The 18,491-nt window shown below is 58.2% G+C and carries 23 protein-coding genes and 1 pseudogene; 16 read left to right on the top strand and 8 right to left on the bottom strand.

Translation table 11 applies throughout. From position 1 onward, the window contains the following. Positions 1-127 precede the first annotated feature (127 nt). The gene (locus tag K5K95_RS24355; RefSeq protein ID WP_222586474.1) at positions 128-1,066 is read right to left on the bottom strand and encodes a site-specific integrase; all 939 of its coding nucleotides are present in this window, start codon (positions 1,064-1,066) and stop codon (positions 128-130) included. 178 nt (positions 1,067-1,244) lie between these two features. On the opposite strand from K5K95_RS24355, the gene K5K95_RS24350 reads away from it, so the two are divergent. Continuing rightward, positions 1,245-2,264: a DNA-binding protein gene (locus tag K5K95_RS24350; protein ID WP_222586473.1), complete on the top strand. Its 1,020-nt coding sequence runs from the start codon at positions 1,245-1,247 to the stop codon at positions 2,262-2,264. On the opposite strand, the gene gorA is transcribed toward K5K95_RS24350, so the two are convergent. Both gorA and galU read right to left on the bottom strand, forming a co-directional pair. After that, positions 2,261-3,619, bottom strand: coding sequence for a glutathione-disulfide reductase (gene gorA / locus K5K95_RS24345; RefSeq protein ID WP_222586472.1), 1,359 nt, complete (start codon positions 3,617-3,619; stop codon positions 2,261-2,263). The genes K5K95_RS24350 and gorA overlap by 4 nt on opposite strands. A 131-nt stretch (positions 3,620-3,750) precedes the next feature. After that, entirely contained in the window at positions 3,751-4,590 is an 840-nt protein-coding gene (gene galU, locus K5K95_RS24340; protein ID WP_090183531.1) for a UTP--glucose-1-phosphate uridylyltransferase GalU, read from the bottom strand. 270 nt (positions 4,591-4,860) lie between these two features. Here galU and K5K95_RS33250 point away from each other — a divergent pair, with 270 nt between their 5' ends. Next, a complete protein-coding gene (locus tag K5K95_RS33250; protein WP_259154957.1) occupies positions 4,861-5,046 on the top strand; it encodes a hypothetical protein in 186 nt (61 codons plus the stop codon). Between the two features lie 141 nt (positions 5,047-5,187). Continuing rightward, positions 5,188-5,469 carry a hypothetical protein gene (locus tag K5K95_RS24330; protein WP_222586470.1) on the top strand — a complete coding sequence of 94 codons (282 nt, stop codon included), beginning with the start codon at positions 5,188-5,190 and terminating at the stop codon, positions 5,467-5,469. Positions 5,470-5,480: 11 nt separating this feature from the next. Here the strand turns inward: K5K95_RS24330 and K5K95_RS24325 are convergent, their stop codons facing one another. Continuing rightward, complete coding sequence (locus tag K5K95_RS24325; protein ID WP_222586469.1) at positions 5,481-5,711, bottom strand: hypothetical protein; 231 nt, start codon at positions 5,709-5,711, stop codon at positions 5,481-5,483. Positions 5,712-5,783: 72 nt separating this feature from the next. Continuing rightward, positions 5,784-6,140 (bottom strand): hypothetical protein, encoded by a 357-nt coding sequence (locus K5K95_RS24320; RefSeq protein ID WP_222590411.1) that lies wholly within the window; start codon positions 6,138-6,140, stop codon positions 5,784-5,786. 212 nt (positions 6,141-6,352) lie between these two features. On the opposite strand from K5K95_RS24320, the gene K5K95_RS24315 reads away from it, so the two are divergent. From K5K95_RS24315 to ada, 5 genes and pseudogenes are all read left to right on the top strand, one after another. Further along, the gene (locus K5K95_RS24315) at positions 6,353-6,655 is read left to right on the top strand and encodes a DUF1883 domain-containing protein (RefSeq protein WP_007900033.1); all 303 of its coding nucleotides are present in this window, start codon (positions 6,353-6,355) and stop codon (positions 6,653-6,655) included. Between the two features lie 35 nt (positions 6,656-6,690). Beyond that, complete coding sequence (locus tag K5K95_RS24310) at positions 6,691-6,861, top strand: hypothetical protein (RefSeq protein WP_090183523.1); 171 nt, start codon at positions 6,691-6,693, stop codon at positions 6,859-6,861. A 116-nt stretch (positions 6,862-6,977) separates the two neighbouring features. Next, positions 6,978-7,055: pseudogene (locus K5K95_RS24305) on the top strand (2OG-Fe(II) oxygenase); the annotation flags it as partial. Further along, entirely contained in the window at positions 7,045-7,725 is a 681-nt protein-coding gene (gene alkB, locus K5K95_RS24300; protein WP_222586468.1) for a DNA oxidative demethylase AlkB, read from the top strand. The pseudogene K5K95_RS24305 and the gene alkB, both read left to right, overlap by 11 nt. Before the next feature lie 87 nt (positions 7,726-7,812). Then, positions 7,813-8,877, top strand: coding sequence for a bifunctional DNA-binding transcriptional regulator/O6-methylguanine-DNA methyltransferase Ada (gene ada / locus K5K95_RS24295; protein WP_222586467.1), 1,065 nt, complete (start codon positions 7,813-7,815; stop codon positions 8,875-8,877). Here ada and K5K95_RS24290 read toward each other — a convergent pair whose 3' ends face one another. After that, a complete protein-coding gene (locus K5K95_RS24290; protein ID WP_222590410.1) occupies positions 8,878-9,861 on the bottom strand; it encodes an MDR family oxidoreductase in 984 nt (327 codons plus the stop codon). It lies immediately after the preceding gene. A gap of 242 nt (positions 9,862-10,103) precedes the next feature. Between K5K95_RS24290 and K5K95_RS24285 the strand changes: the two genes are divergently transcribed. The 8 genes from K5K95_RS24285 to K5K95_RS24250 all read left to right on the top strand — a co-directional run bounded on the left by K5K95_RS24285 (position 10,104) and on the right by K5K95_RS24250 (position 16,209). Further along, entirely contained in the window at positions 10,104-11,168 is a 1,065-nt protein-coding gene (locus K5K95_RS24285; protein WP_222586466.1) for an NAD(P)H-dependent flavin oxidoreductase, read from the top strand. 158 nt (positions 11,169-11,326) lie between these two features. Further along, positions 11,327-12,094, top strand: a complete 768-nt coding sequence (modA, locus tag K5K95_RS24280) for a molybdate ABC transporter substrate-binding protein (protein WP_261398046.1) — start codon at positions 11,327-11,329, stop codon at positions 12,092-12,094. Beyond that, positions 12,095-12,775 (top strand): molybdate ABC transporter permease subunit, encoded by a 681-nt coding sequence (gene modB / locus K5K95_RS24275; RefSeq protein WP_222586465.1) that lies wholly within the window; start codon positions 12,095-12,097, stop codon positions 12,773-12,775. Positions 12,776-12,778: 3 nt separating this feature from the next. Then, positions 12,779-13,858: a molybdenum ABC transporter ATP-binding protein gene (modC, locus tag K5K95_RS24270; protein WP_222586464.1), complete on the top strand. Its 1,080-nt coding sequence runs from the start codon at positions 12,779-12,781 to the stop codon at positions 13,856-13,858. A 76-nt stretch (positions 13,859-13,934) separates the two neighbouring features. Further along, positions 13,935-14,975 carry a DNA topoisomerase IB gene (locus K5K95_RS24265; protein WP_222586463.1) on the top strand — a complete coding sequence of 347 codons (1,041 nt, stop codon included), beginning with the start codon at positions 13,935-13,937 and terminating at the stop codon, positions 14,973-14,975. Between the two features lie 71 nt (positions 14,976-15,046). After that, a complete protein-coding gene (locus K5K95_RS24260; protein ID WP_090188686.1) occupies positions 15,047-15,268 on the top strand; it encodes a hypothetical protein in 222 nt (73 codons plus the stop codon). Between the two features lie 113 nt (positions 15,269-15,381). Beyond that, complete coding sequence (locus K5K95_RS24255) at positions 15,382-15,612, top strand: hypothetical protein (protein ID WP_090183510.1); 231 nt, start codon at positions 15,382-15,384, stop codon at positions 15,610-15,612. 312 nt (positions 15,613-15,924) lie between these two features. Then, the gene (locus K5K95_RS24250; RefSeq protein WP_222586462.1) at positions 15,925-16,209 is read left to right on the top strand and encodes a hypothetical protein; all 285 of its coding nucleotides are present in this window, start codon (positions 15,925-15,927) and stop codon (positions 16,207-16,209) included. A 100-nt stretch (positions 16,210-16,309) separates the two neighbouring features. Here the strand turns inward: K5K95_RS24250 and K5K95_RS24245 are convergent, their stop codons facing one another. Together K5K95_RS24245 and K5K95_RS24240 are read right to left on the bottom strand one after the other, a co-directional pair. After that, entirely contained in the window at positions 16,310-17,944 is a 1,635-nt protein-coding gene (locus K5K95_RS24245; RefSeq protein ID WP_222586461.1) for a GMC family oxidoreductase, read from the bottom strand. Then, positions 17,941-18,480 carry a sorbitol dehydrogenase family protein gene (locus K5K95_RS24240; protein ID WP_261398044.1) on the bottom strand — a complete coding sequence of 180 codons (540 nt, stop codon included), beginning with the start codon at positions 18,478-18,480 and terminating at the stop codon, positions 17,941-17,943. The genes K5K95_RS24245 and K5K95_RS24240 overlap by 4 nt, the downstream gene beginning before the upstream one ends. Positions 18,481-18,491 lie beyond the last annotated feature (11 nt).

Raw genomic sequence — 18,491 nt, 5'->3', positions numbered from 1 at the left:
AAAAGCTGGTTAAGAAGTTGATGGGGTGAATCCTACCCACTCGATCATCGCCTGGCTCATTGGCAAAGCTCATGCTGCTGATTGGTTTTCGCTATTAGCGGACAGTATTAATAGAAGAAAACGGAATCTATGGCGTCAACGGCTTTTCAGTGAGTCTGGCCATCCCGAGAAACGGGCTCGCTTCAACATAGCGCATGGCCGACTTCATATCCTTCCAGCCCACGTAACTCATCAACGATTTCAGATCCCAACCGCTTTGGTGCGCCCAACTGGCAAAGCCGCGACGCAAAGAATGGCTGGTGTAGTGCTCAGCGGGGATGCCGGCGCGCTCCAGCGCCTGACGCAGTAACGGTATGACGCTGTTGGCGTGCAAGCCCTCCTCGCTCAAGTGCCCCCAGCGGTCGATGCCGCGAAACACTGGGCCACGCACCAGCGCCGCTTCGGTAATCCATTGGATATAGGCGTTCACTGGACAGAGGCGCTGCAGCGCTGGGGTCTGGTAAGTCTTGCCGAGGTTCTCGCGATCGCCTTTGCTGCGTGGCAGGTAGAGGGTGATGCCGGAACCGGCACTGGCCTGCACGTGTTCGATGTGTACTCGGCATAACTCATCGCTGCGAAAGCCGCGCCAGAAGCCCAGCAGGATCAGCGCCGCGTCGCGTCTGGCGCGAAGCAAACCTGGCCGATCGTTTTGCGCCCTGGCGGTTTGCGCCTCCTGCTCCAGCCAGGCGACCACTTGCTCCAGATGCTGAAGCTGCAAGGGCTCGGCCTGTTTCTCCTGGGCCGGGTGCAACGCGCGGATGCCCTTGAAGACTTTGCGCACTACCGGGGATTTGGTGGGATCGGGAAAACCCTGACTGCTATGCCACTGCGCCAGCGCCGACAAACGTAGCTTCAACGTGTTGATCGACAGCACGCCCGCATGAGCCACGAGGTAGCGCGCCACGTTATCGCTGGTGGCCGGCAGAAAACCACCCCAACTGACTTCGAAGTGTTCGATAGCCGCCCGATAGCTGCGACGGGTGTTGTCGCGGGTGGCGGCTTGCAGGTAGCGATCCAGCTCGGTCATGGGGCTCAATTCTCGAAAACGTACCGCTTTGGCGGGGTCAAACGGACAAATGGTGTATCACACGGGGTAATACCAGTATATCCCGTATGATCAAGTTACATTTTTAATCTTTTTCAATTGAATGGTACACTGCCAACTTTAGTGTTACGTACCACAGTACGAAATCGTAGGAGAACACATGGCTCGTGGCGGCGTTAATAAAGCAGTGGTACAAGCGGCACGCTTGGCGATCCTTGCACGCGGTGAAAATCCCAGCATCGACGCAGTACGGATCGAGATGGGAAACACCGGCTCAAAAACCACCATCCACCGTTATTTGAAGGAGCTGGACGACGGCAGCGAACGCGTCGAGACACCTTCGGAACCCATCGACGATGAGCTGGCAGGACTCGTTTCACGCTTGGCACAACGGCTGAAGGAAAAGGCGCAAGAACCCATCGACGAGGCACGCGCCCAGTTCGATCAGCAGCGTAAAGAGCTGGATATCCAGCTGACTGAAGCGCAACGGGCCAACACCGAATTGCATCAGCAATACGAGATTCAAAGCCTGGCGCTGACTCAGGAATCCGAGTCGCTGCAAGAAACCCGCGCCCTGCTGCAGACCGAGCAAACCCGCAACGCCGGCTTGAATCAGGCGCTGGCGGACTTCGAGTTGCGCCTTAAAGACAAGGATGAGCAGATCCGCTCACTGGAAGAAAAGCACCTGCACGCGCGCGAGGCGCTTGAGCATTACCGCAACGCCGTCAAGGAACAGCGCGAGCAAGAGCACAGTCGCCACGAAGGCCAGGTGCAGCAGATTCAGATGGAGTTACGCCAGGCCCAGCAAAGCGCCATGGTGCGCCAGGACGAAATCACCCAACTGCATCGCGACAACGAGCGCCTGCTCACCGAGAACCGTGGCACGCTGCGGGAGCTGGGACTGCTGCAGGATCAACTCAAGCAAACCAACAGTCGGCAGGATCAACTGCTGGAGCAGGTCAATCGCATCGACAGCGAACGCACCCTCCTCCAGGAACGCTTGCGCGCCGCCCTGCTGGAAAGCCAATCACTGAAGCAGAACGTTGATGAGCAGTCGCAGATAAACAAAGGATTGGAAATCGAATTGCTCAAGACCCAGGCGAGTCTCGATGAAAGCCTGCGCCTGGCGGCTGTCGTTGCAACAGCGCCAGACGCTTCAGAGCCTCAAAAGAAAGATTAAGCGTTAACCGGTGTGCGCATGGTGACGAACTCTTCGGCGGCCGTTGGGTGCACACCAATGGTTTCGTCGAAGTCGCGCTTTGTCGCACCCGCCTTCAAGGCAATCGCCAGGCCCTGGATGATCTCGCCGGCATCCGGCCCGACCATGTGGCAGCCCAGGACCTTATCGGTCTTGGCATCCACCACCAGCTTCATCAGCGTGCGCTCCTGGCAGTCGGTCAGGGTCAGCTTCATTGGACGGAAACGGCTTTCGAAGATCTGTACTTCGTGGCCGGCTTCCCGCGCCTCTTCCTCGCTCAGACCCACCGTGCCGATGTTCGGCAGACTGAACACGGCCGTCGGGATCATCTTGTAATCCACTGGACGATACTGCTCCGGCTTGAACAAACGACGCGCCACGGCCATGCCTTCAGCCAGGGCAACCGGCGTCAGTTGCACACGACCGATCACATCGCCGAGGGCCAGGATCGACGGATCTGCAGTCTGATACTGCTCGTCGACTTCGATGAAGCCTTTCTTGTCGAGCTTGACGCCCGTGTTCTCCAACCCCAGGTTATCCAGCATCGGACGTCGGCCGGTAGCGTAGAACACGCAGTCAGCCTCCAGCTCGCGACCATCCTTGAGCGTCACCTTCAGGCTGCCGTCGGATTGTTTATCGATACGCTCGATATCGGAATTGAATTGCAGGTTCATGCCCCGCTTGGTCAGCTCTTCCTGCAAATGCTTGCGCACCGAACCGTCGAATCCACGCAGGAACAGCTCACCGCGGTACAACAACGTGGTCTCGGCGCCCAGCCCGTGGAAAATCCCGGCAAATTCCACCGCGATATACCCTCCCCCGACCACCACGACACGCTTGGGCAGCTCTTTGAGGAAGAAGGCTTGATTGGAACTGATCGCATGTTCGTGCCCGGGAATCTCCGGAATCTGCGGCCAGCCACCGGTAGCAATGAGGATGTTTTTGGCGGTGTAGCGCTCGCCATTGATCTCGACCGTGTTCGGGTCGACGATCCGGGCATGGCCTTCATGCAAGGTGACGCCACTATTGACCAGCAGGTTGCGGTAAATCCCGTTCAGGCGATTGATCTCGCGATCCTTGTTGGCGATCAGCGTTGCCCAATCGAACTTCGCTTCGCCCGGCGTCCAGCCAAAACCTGAGGACTGCTCGAAATCTTCGGCAAAGTGCGCGCCGTAGACCAGCAACTTCTTCGGCACGCAGCCGACGTTTACACAGGTGCCACCCAGGTAGCGGCTCTCGGCCACAGCCACTTTCGCACCAAAACCAGCGGCAAAACGCGCAGCTCGTACACCGCCGGAACCGGCGCCAATCACATACAGGTCAAAATCGTAGGCCATTTTCAATCTCCTCGGCAGGCAACCAGCATACCCGCAGACGTCCGTTGGGCAAGCGCTGCAAGCGTTATGGGGGCGGAAAATGAAAAAGCCACCCGAAGGTGGCTTTTCAATACAAGCAGGTCAGGCGCTAATCAGTAAGCCTTGCCAGTCTTGTAGAAGTTCTCGAAGCAGAAGTTGGTCGCGTCGATGTAGCCTTCAGCGCCACCGCAGTCGAACCGCTTGCCTTTGAACTTGTAAGCCATGACGCAGCCGTTTTGGGCCTGCTTCATCAGGGCGTCGGTGATCTGGATTTCACCACCCTTGCCTGGCTCGGTCTGTTCGATCAGATCGAAGATGTCCGGCGTCAGGATGTAACGACCGATGATCGCCAGGTTCGACGGCGCGTCTTCCGGCTTTGGTTTTTCAACCATGCTGTGAACGCGATAGATGTCGTCGCGGATCATCTCACCGGAGATCACACCGTATTTGTGAGTTTCTTGCGGGTCGACTTCCTGGATCGCGACGATCGAGCAGCGGAACTGCTTGTACAGCTTGACCATCTGGGTCAGAACGCCGTCACCATCGAGGTTGACGCACAAGTCATCCGCCAGTACCACGGCGAAGGGTTCATCACCGATCAGTGGACGACCAGTCAGGATCGCGTGGCCCAGGCCTTTCATTTCTGTCTGGCGGGTGTAGGAGAACGAGCAGTTGTCGAGCAGCTTGCGGATACCGACCAGGTATTTCTCTTTGTCGGTGCCCTTGATCTGGTTTTCCAGCTCGTAGCTGATGTCGAAGTGGTCTTCCAGAGCGCGTTTGCCGCGACCGGTGACGATGGAGATTTCAGTCAACCCAGCGTCCAGTGCTTCTTCGACGCCGTACTGGATCAGTGGCTTGTTTACCACCGGCAGCATTTCTTTGGGCATGGCTTTAGTCGCTGGCAGGAAGCGAGTACCGTAACCGGCTGCTGGGAACAAGCATTTCTTGATCATATAAGTCCTTGAAAGGGCTGTGTGTACGAGTTTCGGCGCAGTCTAATCAGGCGGCGTGCACCTTACAATGCCCCGCACTGGCTAACCGATGCCAACATAGAGAAATATTATCGCGGATAGTTCCGCAGATCTGATGGCCGACCCTAATAGATAGCAGAGATCAGCAGACCTGCACGGGCGATTCAATCGCACCACCATACGCCCATCGGCACCGCCTGAGTGCATTTGGCGCTATCATTGCGCAACAGAACCAGCCAACGAGGCAGATAGATGTCGGATGCAAAAAGCGTCAACGGGTACTTGATCAGTAAGGCGAAAGACGGCCAGTGGTGGCTGCAAAGCGCCACGGGTGAAAAAATCGGTCCCTTGCCGACCGAAGCAATGGCAACTGAGGTGGCATCCGTAATGGAACTGGAACACCCAACCACCAACCGTCGCGGCAAAGACAAGGCTTGATCTGAACCCGGTTTTTTGACGAAGCCCTGCTCATGCAGGGCTTTTTTTGTGATTGCCTGCAAAGAAGTGGCCATTCGCTATAACCTTTTGACATCAGCGATGTCACAGCCATAGCCCCATCATCCTGACGACGACAACAACATGAAAAGATTTTTGCCACTGATTGCGATATTGGCCCTGAACGGCTGCGCCACTTCCGAAACGACTTACCTGAACAATGGCGAGCAAGGGCTGACCATCGAATGCCCTGGAGAAGCCAACTCCTGGGCCACTTGCTATGAAAAAGCCGACGCCTCGTGCGCTGGTACCGGCTACCGGATCGTCGGTACCGACGGCTCACCTTCGACCAAGGAAAGCGACAAGACACTGGGTGTCGATGTCGGCAACTTCAAAAACCGCAGTGTCGTGGTGGTCTGCAAGTAAAGCCTGCGGTTCTACATGTGAATTTCGGCGAATTTGAGCCCGAGGCCGCGTACGGTCTCGATCAAATCGTCGAGGCGAGCGAAGGATTCAACTTCGTCGTTCTCATCCACCAGGAAATAACTGCGCCCGGCGCTTTTCTTGAAAAAAACGATCCATTCACCCGGGGTCGCCGGGTTCTGAATCACGTGGGTGGCAGAGATCAGACCCTCTGCATGGCACTCCCGCACCTGCTCTCGCTTCATGCTCGACTCCAAAAATGACAATGCCGTCAAAGTGCGACCTTGACGGCATTGGTGCTGAAGCTCGCCATTCTATCAGCCGGAAATACAGATATTGGCGGCTTTCTGTACATCCTTTGGACGTATCGGCACATTGGACATCCGCTCATGCAGCTTGATACTGCTGCCGCTCGAGCGTTCTTCGATATCGAAGACAGCGGCCGGGGCCGAAGAAAACTTGGCTGGCACGATCACCCGCACACCGTCCTTGTGCGACTCCAGTTGCAAGGCGCCACGACTCTTCGCCAGATTTTCTACCAGGCACTGCGCATACTCATGGGGCTTCTTGCCTGAGATCACATTCATCGTGGGCAGCGTTTCACTAATTTCCGCGACATTTGCGCAACCGCTCACTACTAAAGCCAGCGGCAGGACCAATACACCCCACTTCATACTAAACCTCCGATAAAGACCCTCCGACAGCACAAATGCTGATTTTCTCCGAGGCTCATTGCTTTTATCGCTCATAGAATTCCGAATAACTGTTTTTAATTGTCAAAGCGGACCCCGGCGACCGGATAATAACCCGTTCGGGCTGATAAACTGCGCCAATCGCCCATGCTATCGATTTGATTTTGTAGAAAAAGCCCTTCTGGAGGCGCCTCATGAAATTTATCCACCAGCGCGAGCACCTCAACGAAGACGACATCGTCGTCATCCAGTGCTCGCAAATGTGCAACATCCGCTTGATGAACGACGCCAACTTCCGCAGCTTCAAGAATGGCGGCCGTCACACTTACCACGGCGGTGCGTTCGACACCTTCCCGGCCCGGATTACAGCGCCGAGCACCGGTTTCTGGAACATCACCATCGACACGGTCAACCGTCGCCCGATCAGCGTGACCCGTAAACCGACCCTGACGCACTCGATCAAGATCATCCGTCGTTCCAGCTCGAAACTGAGCTGAAAAACGCTCTCACACGCACACAGGCAGGAATCACCGTGGCCCAAACGACCAAGTACGTCATCAAATACAAACTCAACGGTGAACGCCGCTTCGAATTTGCCCAACTGGTAAACGGCACTGAAGAAGAAGCCAAAGCCGCGCTGGACGCCATCCATGGTTCGAGCGAAGACGTCATCAGCGATATCAGCGTCAGCAAGGCACTGTAACGCGCCTCGGCCCCCGGAGCGACAACAAGGACGTCATCCTCCGCGCCCGCCCGAGTCTGGCCCCAAGTGCCAGAGTGTTCACACTCTTATCGCTTCAGACCAAGCAGCGCCAGAGGACGATGCGCCACGGCGTGAGTCGCCTTCACAGTGGAAAACGGCATACTCTTGGAATCATCTTTCACGATGCGCTATGACCCCATGAGCCCGACCACCCTCGATATGTTTGCTGATGCCGAGCCCGAGCAACTGCCCCGGCGCGAGCAGATCGGTGAACAGTCCTACGTCCTGCGAGGCTTTGCCCTGCCCTGGCTGGAGCAATTGCTGCCTGAGCTGGAAGCGGTTCTGGCGGCAGCGCCGTTTCGGCAAATGGTCACGCCGGGCGGTTTCACCATGTCGGTCGCCTTGAGCAGTTGCGGCACCTGGGGTTGGACCACCGACCGCAGTGGTTACCGCTACACGCGTCACGACCCGCAAACCGGACAACCCTGGCCCAAGATGCCCGAGGTGTTTTTCGAACTGGCACAAGCGGCGGCACGGGAAGCGGGATTTGCGGACTTCGTACCCGACTCCTGCCTGATCAACCGCTATATCCCTGGAGCCAAGATGTCATTGCATCAGGACAAAGACGAAGGTTCCTACGCGGCGCCCATAGTGTCCGTGTCACTGGGATTGCCGGCTACGTTTCTGTTCGGTGGCTTTGAACGTGGGGACAAAAGCCAGCGCATAGGGCTGCTGCATGGCGATATCGTGGTCTGGGGTGGCGTCGACCGCTTGCGCTATCACGGCGTCCTGCCGATCAAGGAGGGTTATCACCCGCGACTGGGCGAGCAACGGATCAACTTCACTTTTCGAACCGCCGGTTGAAACCCTCGAATTCGACCGCAAGACTCGGAGTGTCGCGATCCTGCTGGCTGGATAGTCTGAATGAAACGGGCCAACGGACATAACACCATGACCACTCATTCAAAAAAAATTGCCACCAAGGACGACCCCCGTTGGGCGGCTGTCGTCGCGCGCGATCCAGAAGCGGACGGGGAATTTGTCTATGCCGTGAAAACCACCGGGATCTACTGCCGCCCCAGCAGTCTGGCGCGCTTGCCGAATCCGCAGAATGTCGAGTTTTTCGACACCGCCGAACAAGCCCGGGCGGCCGGCTATCGTCCGAGCAAGCGGGCCGCAAAGGATCAAAGCGACGTTGCCGCACAACATGCAGCGATCGTGGCCGCCGCGTGCCGTCACATCGAATCCGCCGAACATCTGCCCGCCCTGAATGAATTGGCGCAAGCTGCCGGCCTGAGCAGTTTCCACTTTCATCGCGTGTTCAAAGCCGTGACCGGGTTGACACCCAAGGGTTACGCCACGGCCCATCGCTCACGCAAGGTTCGCGATCATCTGGCACATGGCGGTTCGGTCACCGATGCCCTTTATGAGGCAGGCTTCAATTCCAATAGCCGCTTCTATGAGTCAGCCGATCAGGTGTTGGGCATGAAACCTGGGGATTACCGTGCGGCCGGTAAGAATACCGACATCCGCTTCGCCGTCGGCCAGTGCTCCTTGGGGGCGATTCTGGTGGCGCAAAGTGAGCGCGGCGTCTGCGCGATTTTACTGGGGGACGATCCGCACCAACTGGTCTGCGACCTGCAGGACAAGTTTCGACGTGCCAACCTGATTGGTGCTGATCACGAATTTGAGCAATTGATCGCCAAGGTTGTCGGTTTTATCGAAGCACCGGCCATGGGCCTGGACTTGCCACTGGACGTACGCGGGACAGCATTCCAGGAGCGGGTCTGGCAGGCGCTGCGAGAGATTCCTGCCGGCAGCACCGCCAGCTACGCCGATATCGCGCAACGGATCGGTGCGCCGAAAGCCGTACGTGCCGTGGCCCAGGCCTGTGGCGCGAACAGCATCGCAGTGGCCATTCCCTGCCACCGCGTAGTGCGTAGCGACGGCAACCTGTCGGGCTATCGCTGGGGTGTCGAGCGCAAACGTCAGTTGCTGGAACGCGAAACCGTGTAATCAGCGATTCACATCAACTACCACCCGACCGCGCAATTGCCCGGCCAGCAAGCGCGGTGCGGCGTCGATGGCTTCGCTCAAGCCGATCTCATGACTGATCAGCGGCAACAGGGCAAAATCCAGGTCTTTCGCCAGGCGGTTCCAGGCCTCTATCCGCTTGGCTTTGGGTTGGGTCACGCTGTTGATCCCGGCCAGGGTCACGCCGCGCAAAATGAATGGCGCGACTGACGCCGGAAAGTCCATGCCTTGGGCCAGACCGCACGCGGCCACGGTGCCATTGGCCTTGGTGCTGGCACAGGCGTTGGCCAGGGTGTGACTGCCGACCGAGTCGATCACCGCCGCCCAACGCTCTTTGGCCAATGGTTTACCGGGCTCGGAAAGCGTGGCGCGATCGATGATTTCGCTGGCCCCCAGCTGCTTGAGGTAATCGTGTTCGGAGGTGCGGCCGGTAGATGCCACGACCCGATAGCCGAGTTTGCTCAGCAGCGCGATGGCGAAGCTGCCGACGCCACCATTGGCCCCGGTGACCAGGACCTCGCCCTGCTCAGGTGTCACGCCGTTATGTTCCAGCGCCAGGATGCTCAGCATCGCCGTGTACCCGGCAGTACCGATCGCCATGGCCTGGGCTGCAGTGAATTCCTTGGGCAGTGGGATCAGCCAGTCGCCCTTCAGGCGAGCCTTTTGCGCCAGTCCGCCCCAGTGCCCTTCGCCCACGCCCCAGCCATTGAGCAGGACCTGGTCACCGACTTTGTAGTCCGGATGCTGACTGGCCTCGACGCTGCCGGCCAGATCGATCCCGGGCACCATCGGGAATTTCCTCACCACCGGGCTGCTGCCGGTAATTGCCAGGCCATCCTTGAAGTTCAGTGTGCTGTACGCCACGCGCACGGTCACATCACCCTCGGGCAGTTGATCGTCATTGATCTCTTGCAGTGTGGCCCGGTAACCGCTGTCGTCTTTGTCGATCAAAATACCTTTGAACATCATGACCTCTCAATGGAATTAATCAGGTTGTGGGCCTATTGAAATACCACAAAGAAACATTTCGCCGTACAAGACTTTCATCTTAGCCGCACCCTTGCCTACACATGAAACAGGCGTTTTTTGGGGTGCGTGGCGGGCGGCATCATCGAGGTATCCGGCTTCTTGTGCGGGACAATTAAAAGTCGACTGGCACCACTGACTGCTGGTAAAAAACCGGTTCGACCTGTCGGAGAATCATTCAAATGAGCCAATGGCCAGACACCCGCATTCTTGACCTGCTTGGCATCGAGCTGCCGATCATCCAGGCGCCCATGGCTGGCGCCACCGGATCGGCCATGGTAATTGCGGCGAGCAACGCGGGCGGCCTGGGTTCTATGCCCGCTGCCATGCTGAGCATCGATCAATTGCGCGAGGAGCTGAAGACGATCCGTCAACACAGCCAGCGTCCGTTCAACATCAACTACTTTTGCCATCAAATGCCGGCCGCCGACGAGCAACGCGCGCGCGACTGGAAGAATCTGCTGGAACCGTACTATCGAGAGTTGGGCGTCGATTTCGAAGCACCGACACCGGTCTCCAATCGTGCACCTTTCGATAACGCGGCCTGCGAGGTGCTCGAAGAGTTTCGCCCCGAAGTCGTGAGCTTCCACTTTGGCCTTCCCGAAAAATCCCTGCTGGATCGGGTCAAAGCCACTGGGGCAAAAATCCTCTCATCGGCGACCACGGTCGAAGAAGCCATCTGGTTGGAACAACATGGCTGCGACGCGATCATCGCCATGGGTTACGAGGCCGGAGGCCATCGCGGGATGTTTCTCAGCGATGACCTGAGCAGCCAGGTCGGAACATTCGCCTTGGTGCCGCAAATCGTCGACGCGGTGAAAGTGCCGGTGATTGCAGCCGGCGGGATCAGCGATGCGCGTGGCGTGGCGGCAGCGTTTGTGCTGGGCGCTTCGGCGGTGCAGGTGGGTACGGCTTACTTGTTCACACCGGAAGCCAAGGTCAGCGCGTCTCACCACAAAGCGTTGCGCACCGCCAAGGAAAGCGAGACCGCGGTGACCAACCTTTTCACCGGCCGCCCGGCACGCGGGATTCTCAACCGGGTCATGCGCGAACTCGGCCCCATGAGCGATAAAGCCCCCGCCTTCCCTCTGGCCGGTGGTGCGTTGATGCCGTTGCGCGCCAAAGATGAAGCGGATTTCAGCAACCTCTGGGCTGGGCAAGCGTTCACGTTGTGCACTGAAACGACGACCGCCGAGCTGACCAAGCGATTGGCCGACGAAGGCTTGGCCAAGTTGATGCGTCGGTAACACGCGGTCTCCTGTAGCAGCTGACGAAGGCTGCTGCAGGCCATCGATTACTTCAAGGTCCTGAATTCCACGCATTCCGTTTGCCGGCATTTCGCTATATATTCCGCTATATAGCGTTTTAATCCCCTCGTTGCATTCGCCTATAACGGAGCCGTTTCATGTCCATTCGTGCCTCACGTTTTGCCCCAACCTGTCTCGCAGGCCTTGTCGCCGTATTGGCTTTCGGCTCCGCTCAGGCGGACGAAGTCCAGGTGGCGGTTGCCGCCAACTTCACCGCGCCGATCCAGGCCATCGCTGCTGATTTCGAGAAAGACACCGGGCACAAACTGGTCACCTCCTTTGGCGCAACGGGCCAGTTCTACACCCAGATCAAGAATGGCGCGCCGTTCGAAGTGTTCCTCTCGGCAGACGACACCACCCCGCAAAAACTCGAAGCCGAAGGCGATACCGTCAAGGGTTCACGCTTCACTTACGCCGTCGGCACGTTGGCGCTTTGGTCGGCAAAAGACGGATACGTCGATGCCAAAGGCAAAGTACTCGGCGACAATCAGTATCAGCATTTGTCGATTGCCAACCCAAAGGCCGCTCCCTATGGCCTGGCTGCCACACAGGTGCTGGCCAAGCTGGGCCTGACTGACAAGGTCAAAGACAAGATCGTTGAAGGCCAGAACATCACCCAGGCCTACCAGTTCGTTTCCACCGGCAACGCTGAACTGGGTTTTGTGGCCTTGTCGCAGATCTATAAAGACGGCAAAGTCACCAGCGGTTCAGCCTGGATCGTTCCGGCCGCCATGCACGACCCGATCAAACAAGACGCCGTGATCCTCAATAAGGGCAAGGACAACCCGGCTGCCAAAGCGTTGGTTGACTACCTCAAGGGTCCGAAAGCCGCCGCTGTCATCAAGTCCTACGGTTACCAACTCTAAATGACCCTGACGAGTGCCGATTTTTCCGCCATCTGGTTGACCCTGAAACTGGCGTCCCTGACCACGGTGATCCTGTTGATCATCGGTACTCCGATTGCGTTATGGCTTTCGCGCACTCAGTCCTGGCTGCGCGGCCCGGTCGGGGCCGTTGTCGCCCTGCCCCTGGTGCTGCCGCCCACGGTGATTGGTTTTTATCTGTTGCTGGCGCTGGGCCCCAATGGCTTCGTCGGTCATTTCACCCAATCGCTGGGGTTCGGCACGCTGACCTTCAGTTTTGCCGGCTTGGTCATCGGCTCAGTGCTTTACTCGATGCCATTCGTGGTCCAGCCGCTGCAAAACGCGTTTTCCGCCATTGGCACTCGCCCATTGGAAGTGGCCGCGACCTTGCGCGCCAATCCTTGGGACACTTTTTTCAGCGTGATTCTGCCACTGGCACGCCCGGGATTTATCACCGCGACCATTCTCGGTTTCGCCCACACCGTCGGCGAATTCGGTGTGGTGCTGATGATCGGCGGCAACATCCCCGACAAGACCCGCGTGGTCTCAGTGCAGATCTACGATCACGTCGAAGCGATGGAATACGCCCAGGCCCATTGGCTGGCCGGGGCGATGCTGGTGTTCTCGTTTGCCGTGTTGCTGGCGCTCTACTCCAGCCGCAAAACCAAAGCGGGCTGGAGCTGATCGATGATTCATACGCGACTGAAACTGAATTACTCGGGGTTCGCCCTGGACGTGGATCTGCATTTGCCGGGCCGTGGGGTGACCGCGCTATACGGTCCTTCCGGCTCGGGCAAGACGACGTGCCTGCGCTGCATCGCCGGTCTGGAACGGGCCGAAAACGGCTTCATTCAGGTCAACGATGAAGTCTGGCAGGACAGCGACAAGAAGATTTTCGTCCCGCCACATAAACGCGCACTGGGCTACGTTTTCCAGGAAGCCAGCCTGTTTCCCCATCTGTCGGTGCTGGCCAATCTGGAATTCGGTCTCAAACGTATTCCGAAACCGCAGCGCCGCGTCGACATGGCGCATGCCACTGAACTGCTGGGTATCGGTCATCTGCTGGACCGTCATCCGCAACATCTGTCCGGCGGAGAACGGCAACGTATCGGCATCGCTCGTGCGCTGCTCACCAGCCCGAAACTGTTGCTGATGGACGAACCGCTGGCGGCGCTGGATAGCCAGCGTAAGAACGAGATCCTGCCGTACCTGCAACGCTTGCACGATGAACTGGACATCCCGGTGCTGTACGTCAGTCACTCGCAGGATGAAGTTGCGCGGCTGGCCGATCACCTCGTATTGCTCAGCGATGGCAAGGCGCTTGCCAGTGGGCATATCGGTGAAACCCTGGCGCGTCTCGATCTGCCTTTGGCGCTGGGCGACGATGCTGGCGTTGTGGTTGAAGGTCATGTCAGCGCTTATGACCCGCACTATCAATTGCTCACGCTGCAATTGCCCGGCTCCGATCTAAGCATTCGGGTGGCACACGCGCCCATGAGCCAGGGGCAGGCATTGCGCTGCAAGGTCCAGGCACGAGATGTCAGCCTGAGCCTGCAAAGCGTCGAGCAAAGCAGCATCCTCAATCGCTTGCCCGTTACGGTGATCAGTGAAATCGGCGCCGACAATGCCGCTCACGTACTGATCCGCCTGAATGCAGGCGGTACGCCGCTGCTTGCACGCATCACGCGCTACTCCCGGGATCAACTCGGCGTGCACCCCGGCCAACAGCTTTGGGCGCAAATCAAAGCGGTGGCCGTCCTGGCTTAAATCCGCTGGCACCACGGCGAACGGGCGCGGTCAATGGCTTTACAGGCCCCTGATTCGTCGCCGAGGATTGCCCGCCATGCCCGATAACGCGCTGCCCGATGTGCTGCCACCGGACCTGCACTATGTCGATGACACGCAGCCCGGAATCACCCGCAAACTGTTGCGCGGGAAATTCTGCTATTTCGATCCTGCGGGCCAGCGCATCAAAGACCCCGACGAAATCAAACGCATCAACGCCCTCGCCGTGCCACCGGCCTACACCAAGGTGTGGATCTGCGCCGACCCGCGCGGCCATCTGCAAGCCACCGGCCGTGATGCCCGCGGCCGCAAACAATACCGCTATCACCCGCGCTGGCGCGAAGTGCGCGACGCCGACAAATACTCGCGCCTGAGGGATTTCGGCCAGGCATTGCCCAAGTTGCGCAAACGTCTGGAAGCATTGCTCGACGCGCCCGGGTTCAGTCGGGACAAAGTCATGGCGACTGTTATTACCCTGCTCGATGCGACGTTGATCCGGGTCGGCAACACCCAATACGCCCGGGAAAATCGGTCCTATGGACTGACCACCCTGCGTAGCCGCCACGTCGAGGTGAACGGCAGCGCGATCCTGTTCCAGTTCCGCGGCAAAAGTGGCGTCGAACACCAGATCACCGTGAAAGACCGACGCCTGGCGCGAATCATCAAGCGCTGCCTGGAGATCCCCGGACAAGACCTGTTTCAATACCTGGACGAACAAGGCGAGCGGCACACCGTCAGTTCATCCGACGTCAATGCCTACCTGCAAACCCTCACCGGCGCCGACTTCACGGCCAAGGATTACCGCACCTGGGCGGGCAGCGCGCTGGCATTGTCCGTGTTGAGAGAGCTGCAGTGGGAGCCCGAATCGGATGCAAAACGGCATGTTGTGGCGATGGTAAAAGACGTCGCCAAACAGTTGGGCAACACCCCGGCAGTCTGCCGCAAATGCTACATCCACCCGGCAGTGCTCGAAGGATTCATGCTCGGTGCATTGGCCGAACTGCCTCGGCCGAGGACGCGTAAAGGGCTGCGGGCTGAGGAAGTCGGGCTGGCCATGTTTCTGGACAAAATGATCGCCGCAACGAAACCGACGAACTGAGCCATCCTTTTTTGCACCTTCGCAAAGAACTTCTATAGTTGATGTGGACACAAATAAGCTGCGGTGACGCCATGGAAGACATTTTCGTTGTGAAGCGTTGCAACAAGATCATCATTCATGGTCGCCGAGCCGGAGAAACCAGCCACCTGCCACCCGACGCCGCCGTCTGGTATCGCATCGCCGATACTCGAACCCATGGTTTCATCGGTGACGGTTTCGATCTTGAAGAAGACGCCCGACGTGAATGCCGACAGCTCAATGCCAGGTCTCAAGTGAAGGTCCGACAAGGCTGAAGCCCGGGTCTATACTTAAACAGCTGATGGACCAGCGACCCCAATGGCAGAAAGCTCGCACTCGCGGGCTTTTTGCTGCCGCTTACCAGGTTTCTTGAACGGAGGTGTTTGCCATGTCCGAAAAAGAGTCCATCACCACCCTGCTCACCCTGCTTGACTCTCGTCAGGCCAGACTTGCTGCCGCGTGCAAGGAAATTGCCGACTGGGTGGATCATCAAGGGGGGCACCCGACAGCCCTCAGAATCCGTGATCGTCTGAACGATATCGAAAAAGACGAGCCGCTGATTCAAAACACCTTGTCTTCGCTAAAACCTGTCGAGCCACCGCTGCCAAGGTTCAGATGATTTGATCCGGATTCTTCCTTCGAGAAAGGGCATGATTCAGCACGCACGAACGGCGACTTAATCGTCACTGCGTGCGTGCCTGCTTGATTATTTCCTGTGATACCCCAACCCGGCCTGGCGCCGGGCTTTTTTATTTACGACTTTTCTTTCACGTTATGTTCACACCGCGCGCCCTAAAGTCAGCTCACTCCTTTGATGAACTCCCCCTTGGCCTGCCCGCATGCAGGCCATTTTTTTTGTCTGTTGTCCGGGCTGTCGAACGCCTGCAACCACGGGGTGTCAAATGACTACACGTCACGAAGGAGGCGTCTGATGGTCACTCACTTCAAAGTCGGCGGGCACTTGGCCTGCGGTCACAAAGGTAGCAACCTCACCTCAACCAACGTGCTGACCCGCGTCAAATGCAGAAGCTGCCGGAATACCGACGCATTCAAGGATGCGCGCAAGGCCGAGCGCAACGCGGCACGCCGCGCCGCCCGCAAAGCCAAAGCTACTCATACCGCCAATGACTGGCGCGCCGCCTGGACGGAACGGCTAACTGCCATGACCGGGCTGCAAAGATTACCTCGTGGTTTTACTGGCCAGCCATTTGTATAGAAGTTCCATTCGGTAACTGGCCGCGAAAATTGCGGAGCAAAAACGACAAAGGCCTGCATGAGCTTCCTCATGCAGGCCTTCAATCCAAGGTATTGGCGACCTAGACCTCGCCCACTAACACATCAGCAATGCGGATGCTCAGGGCCGCGCCGGTCAGCGTCGGGTTGACACAGGATGACGACGGCATGACGCTGGTGCCAGCGATGAACAGGTTGGCGTGATCGTGGCTGCGGCAATCGCGGTCCACTACCGAGTCCTTCGGGTCGTCGCCCATGATGGTCGTTCCCATGATGTGCTGGCGGTTCTGGAAATTGACATCGGTGCTGAGGATATCGGCGTCCAGCAGTTCCGCGAACTTTTTGAAGTCCTCCAGCGCTTTCTCTTTGCCTGCATGCCAGTAGTCAGGAACGCTGTAGTAGATCTCCGGCACTGGCAGTCCAATGGCGTCGAACCTGGTCTTGCTCGGCGTCACGCGGTTTTCCGGCAGCGGCAGCGTTTCGAAGTCCACTGCCCAGTTGAGGGACCGTGCCGACTGCAAACGAATCTGCTCATCCAGTCTGGAGCCCAACACACCTTTGGCGATCAGGTTAGTGGTGATCTGCGAGGTCGGAACGGTGTTGCGGACCTTGATCTTGTAACCCGGGTAATCCTTGCGGAAGGCACCGTCGCGGCTGTTCAGATACACCAGCAGTTGCGTCGGTCCTTCACCGGGCCACATGTCTTCCTTGGTCATGACGTTCATGCTGATACCCGTGTGGTCCATCAGATTACGGCCCACCTGATCGGAAGAGTTGGCAATGCCGTTCGGGTACTTGTCGGAGGTCGACATCAGTAGCAGCTTCGGCGATTCGATTCCATACGCCGCGAGTACGAAATAGCGAGCCGTCAGCCTGTGGGTCGACTTGTCGGGGCGCATGTACCAGATGGCGTTAATCTGGCCGTCATCTCCGGCTTCGATTTTGTAGACAACTGAATTTTCCAGGACCTTGGCGCCGTTGCGCTCCGCTTCGTCGATGTGCATCGAGCCGTCGTACTTGGCGGCAATCGGGCACACCGGGTTGCAGTTGTTGTTACCGGCGCAAGGTGGTCGCTTGCCGTACGGGCGGGTGGCGCGGCCATTGGGTTCGAGTATCGGATTGTATCCGCCCTTGCCGAGCATTTCCGAGAGTCGGGTGAACATGTAGCTGGGCTTTAGCCCTTCCATCGGATACGGAATCGAGCGTGGCGGAAAAGCGTCGCCGCCCTGCCCGCTTTCATCCTGGCCATCGACGCCGGACACCCCCAGCTCAGTCTCGGCCCGGGCATAGAACGGTTCCAGTTCGTCGTAGCTGATCGGCCAGTCACGACCGCGACCGTACAAGGACTTCAGCCGGAAGTCGTTAGGCAGCATGCGCCATAGCGACGAGCCGAAGTGCCAAGTGGTGCCGCCGACAACTCGCAAGTAGGACGTGTTGTATTTGACCGGCCCGACCTGTTGCAAGTAATCACCGTACGTCGACGGCGCGTGCGGCAAGCTCGGGTACGGCGATCCGGCCCCCTGCAACTTGGCGTTGGCCAGAGACAGTTTGACGGGCGCGTTACGGAAAGTCTCGACCACATCCCGCCGATTGACCCGCGGACCAGCCTCGAGAACGATCACCGACTTGTTCGCTTTGGCCAGACCGGTTGCAATCAGGCCGCCCATGACACCGGAGCCGATGATGACTACGTCGGCGTCGAAATCACCGTTTCTCATAGTTTGAAATCCTGAGTAGCTGCTGGTTTGGGACCCCAGGTATTCGGGCCGCCACCATAAGTAGGGATGATGAGAATGCCGTGGGTCGGGCGGTACATCATGGCTAGCGAATAGCTGATCATTTCCGCGTCGGCCGGCTCACCGACAACGCCGAGGTACCAGGCCGAAATGATGCTGGTCGCGGTCGCCTTCAACGAAGGATCGGCATCGGTCAATGCCAGGTATTCATCGACGTGTTTGAAGCCCCGCTCGCCCACCAGTTGTTTGAGGGCAATCACGTTGGTAATGAAGTTCGGCGCTCGCTTGGCCAGGGCTGCGTAATAGCGTGCTGCCAGAACCGGGCTGACCGGGCGGCTTACCAGAAACTGCGACAGGGCGATGAAGTCAGCGTCTGACTGCGCAGCCGCCATGACCGATTGCCAGGGCATCAGGCCACTGACCAGCGCGGTCACTCCCGCGGTGACGGAGGCGCGCAGCAGGCTGCGACGCGAGAGTACCGCAGAGGCGGAGTGAATCGGTGTAGGTTTGTCAGTCATCGAATTATCCA

The organism is Pseudomonas sp. DR48, from assembly GCF_019823085.1.
In the GTDB taxonomy this organism is placed as follows: domain Bacteria; phylum Pseudomonadota; class Gammaproteobacteria; order Pseudomonadales; family Pseudomonadaceae; genus Aquipseudomonas.
This window is presented reverse-complemented; position numbering and strand designations above follow the sequence as displayed.

What these genes read in the sequence shown, in the direction of transcription:
- K5K95_RS24355 (WP_222586474.1), bottom strand. Translation starts at nt 1,066, where the DNA reads ATGACCGAGCTGGATCGCTACCTGCAAGCCGCCACCCGCGACAACACC.
- K5K95_RS24350 (WP_222586473.1), top strand. Translation starts at nt 1,245, where the DNA reads ATGGCTCGTGGCGGCGTTAATAAAGCAGTGGTACAAGCGGCACGCTTG.
- gorA (WP_222586472.1), bottom strand. Translation starts at nt 3,619, where the DNA reads ATGGCCTACGATTTTGACCTGTATGTGATTGGCGCCGGTTCCGGCGGT.
- galU (WP_090183531.1), bottom strand. Translation starts at nt 4,590, where the DNA reads ATGATCAAGAAATGCTTGTTCCCAGCAGCCGGTTACGGTACTCGCTTC.
- K5K95_RS33250 (WP_259154957.1), top strand. Translation starts at nt 4,861, where the DNA reads ATGTCGGATGCAAAAAGCGTCAACGGGTACTTGATCAGTAAGGCGAAA.
- K5K95_RS24330 (WP_222586470.1), top strand. Translation starts at nt 5,188, where the DNA reads ATGAAAAGATTTTTGCCACTGATTGCGATATTGGCCCTGAACGGCTGC.
- K5K95_RS24325 (WP_222586469.1), bottom strand. Translation starts at nt 5,711, where the DNA reads ATGAAGCGAGAGCAGGTGCGGGAGTGCCATGCAGAGGGTCTGATCTCT.
- K5K95_RS24320 (WP_222590411.1), bottom strand. Translation starts at nt 6,140, where the DNA reads ATGAAGTGGGGTGTATTGGTCCTGCCGCTGGCTTTAGTAGTGAGCGGT.
- K5K95_RS24315 (WP_007900033.1), top strand. Translation starts at nt 6,353, where the DNA reads ATGAAATTTATCCACCAGCGCGAGCACCTCAACGAAGACGACATCGTC.
- alkB (WP_222586468.1), top strand. Translation starts at nt 7,045, where the DNA reads ATGCGCTATGACCCCATGAGCCCGACCACCCTCGATATGTTTGCTGAT.
- ada (WP_222586467.1), top strand. Translation starts at nt 7,813, where the DNA reads ATGACCACTCATTCAAAAAAAATTGCCACCAAGGACGACCCCCGTTGG.
- K5K95_RS24290 (WP_222590410.1), bottom strand. Translation starts at nt 9,861, where the DNA reads ATGTTCAAAGGTATTTTGATCGACAAAGACGACAGCGGTTACCGGGCC.
- K5K95_RS24285 (WP_222586466.1), top strand. Translation starts at nt 10,104, where the DNA reads ATGAGCCAATGGCCAGACACCCGCATTCTTGACCTGCTTGGCATCGAG.
- modA (WP_261398046.1), top strand. Translation starts at nt 11,327, where the DNA reads ATGTCCATTCGTGCCTCACGTTTTGCCCCAACCTGTCTCGCAGGCCTT.
- modB (WP_222586465.1), top strand. Translation starts at nt 12,095, where the DNA reads ATGACCCTGACGAGTGCCGATTTTTCCGCCATCTGGTTGACCCTGAAA.
- modC (WP_222586464.1), top strand. Translation starts at nt 12,779, where the DNA reads ATGATTCATACGCGACTGAAACTGAATTACTCGGGGTTCGCCCTGGAC.
- K5K95_RS24265 (WP_222586463.1), top strand. Translation starts at nt 13,935, where the DNA reads ATGCCCGATAACGCGCTGCCCGATGTGCTGCCACCGGACCTGCACTAT.
- K5K95_RS24260 (WP_090188686.1), top strand. Translation starts at nt 15,047, where the DNA reads ATGGAAGACATTTTCGTTGTGAAGCGTTGCAACAAGATCATCATTCAT.
- K5K95_RS24255 (WP_090183510.1), top strand. Translation starts at nt 15,382, where the DNA reads ATGTCCGAAAAAGAGTCCATCACCACCCTGCTCACCCTGCTTGACTCT.
- K5K95_RS24250 (WP_222586462.1), top strand. Translation starts at nt 15,925, where the DNA reads ATGGTCACTCACTTCAAAGTCGGCGGGCACTTGGCCTGCGGTCACAAA.
- K5K95_RS24245 (WP_222586461.1), bottom strand. Translation starts at nt 17,944, where the DNA reads ATGAGAAACGGTGATTTCGACGCCGACGTAGTCATCATCGGCTCCGGT.
- K5K95_RS24240 (WP_261398044.1), bottom strand. Translation starts at nt 18,480, where the DNA reads ATGACTGACAAACCTACACCGATTCACTCCGCCTCTGCGGTACTCTCG.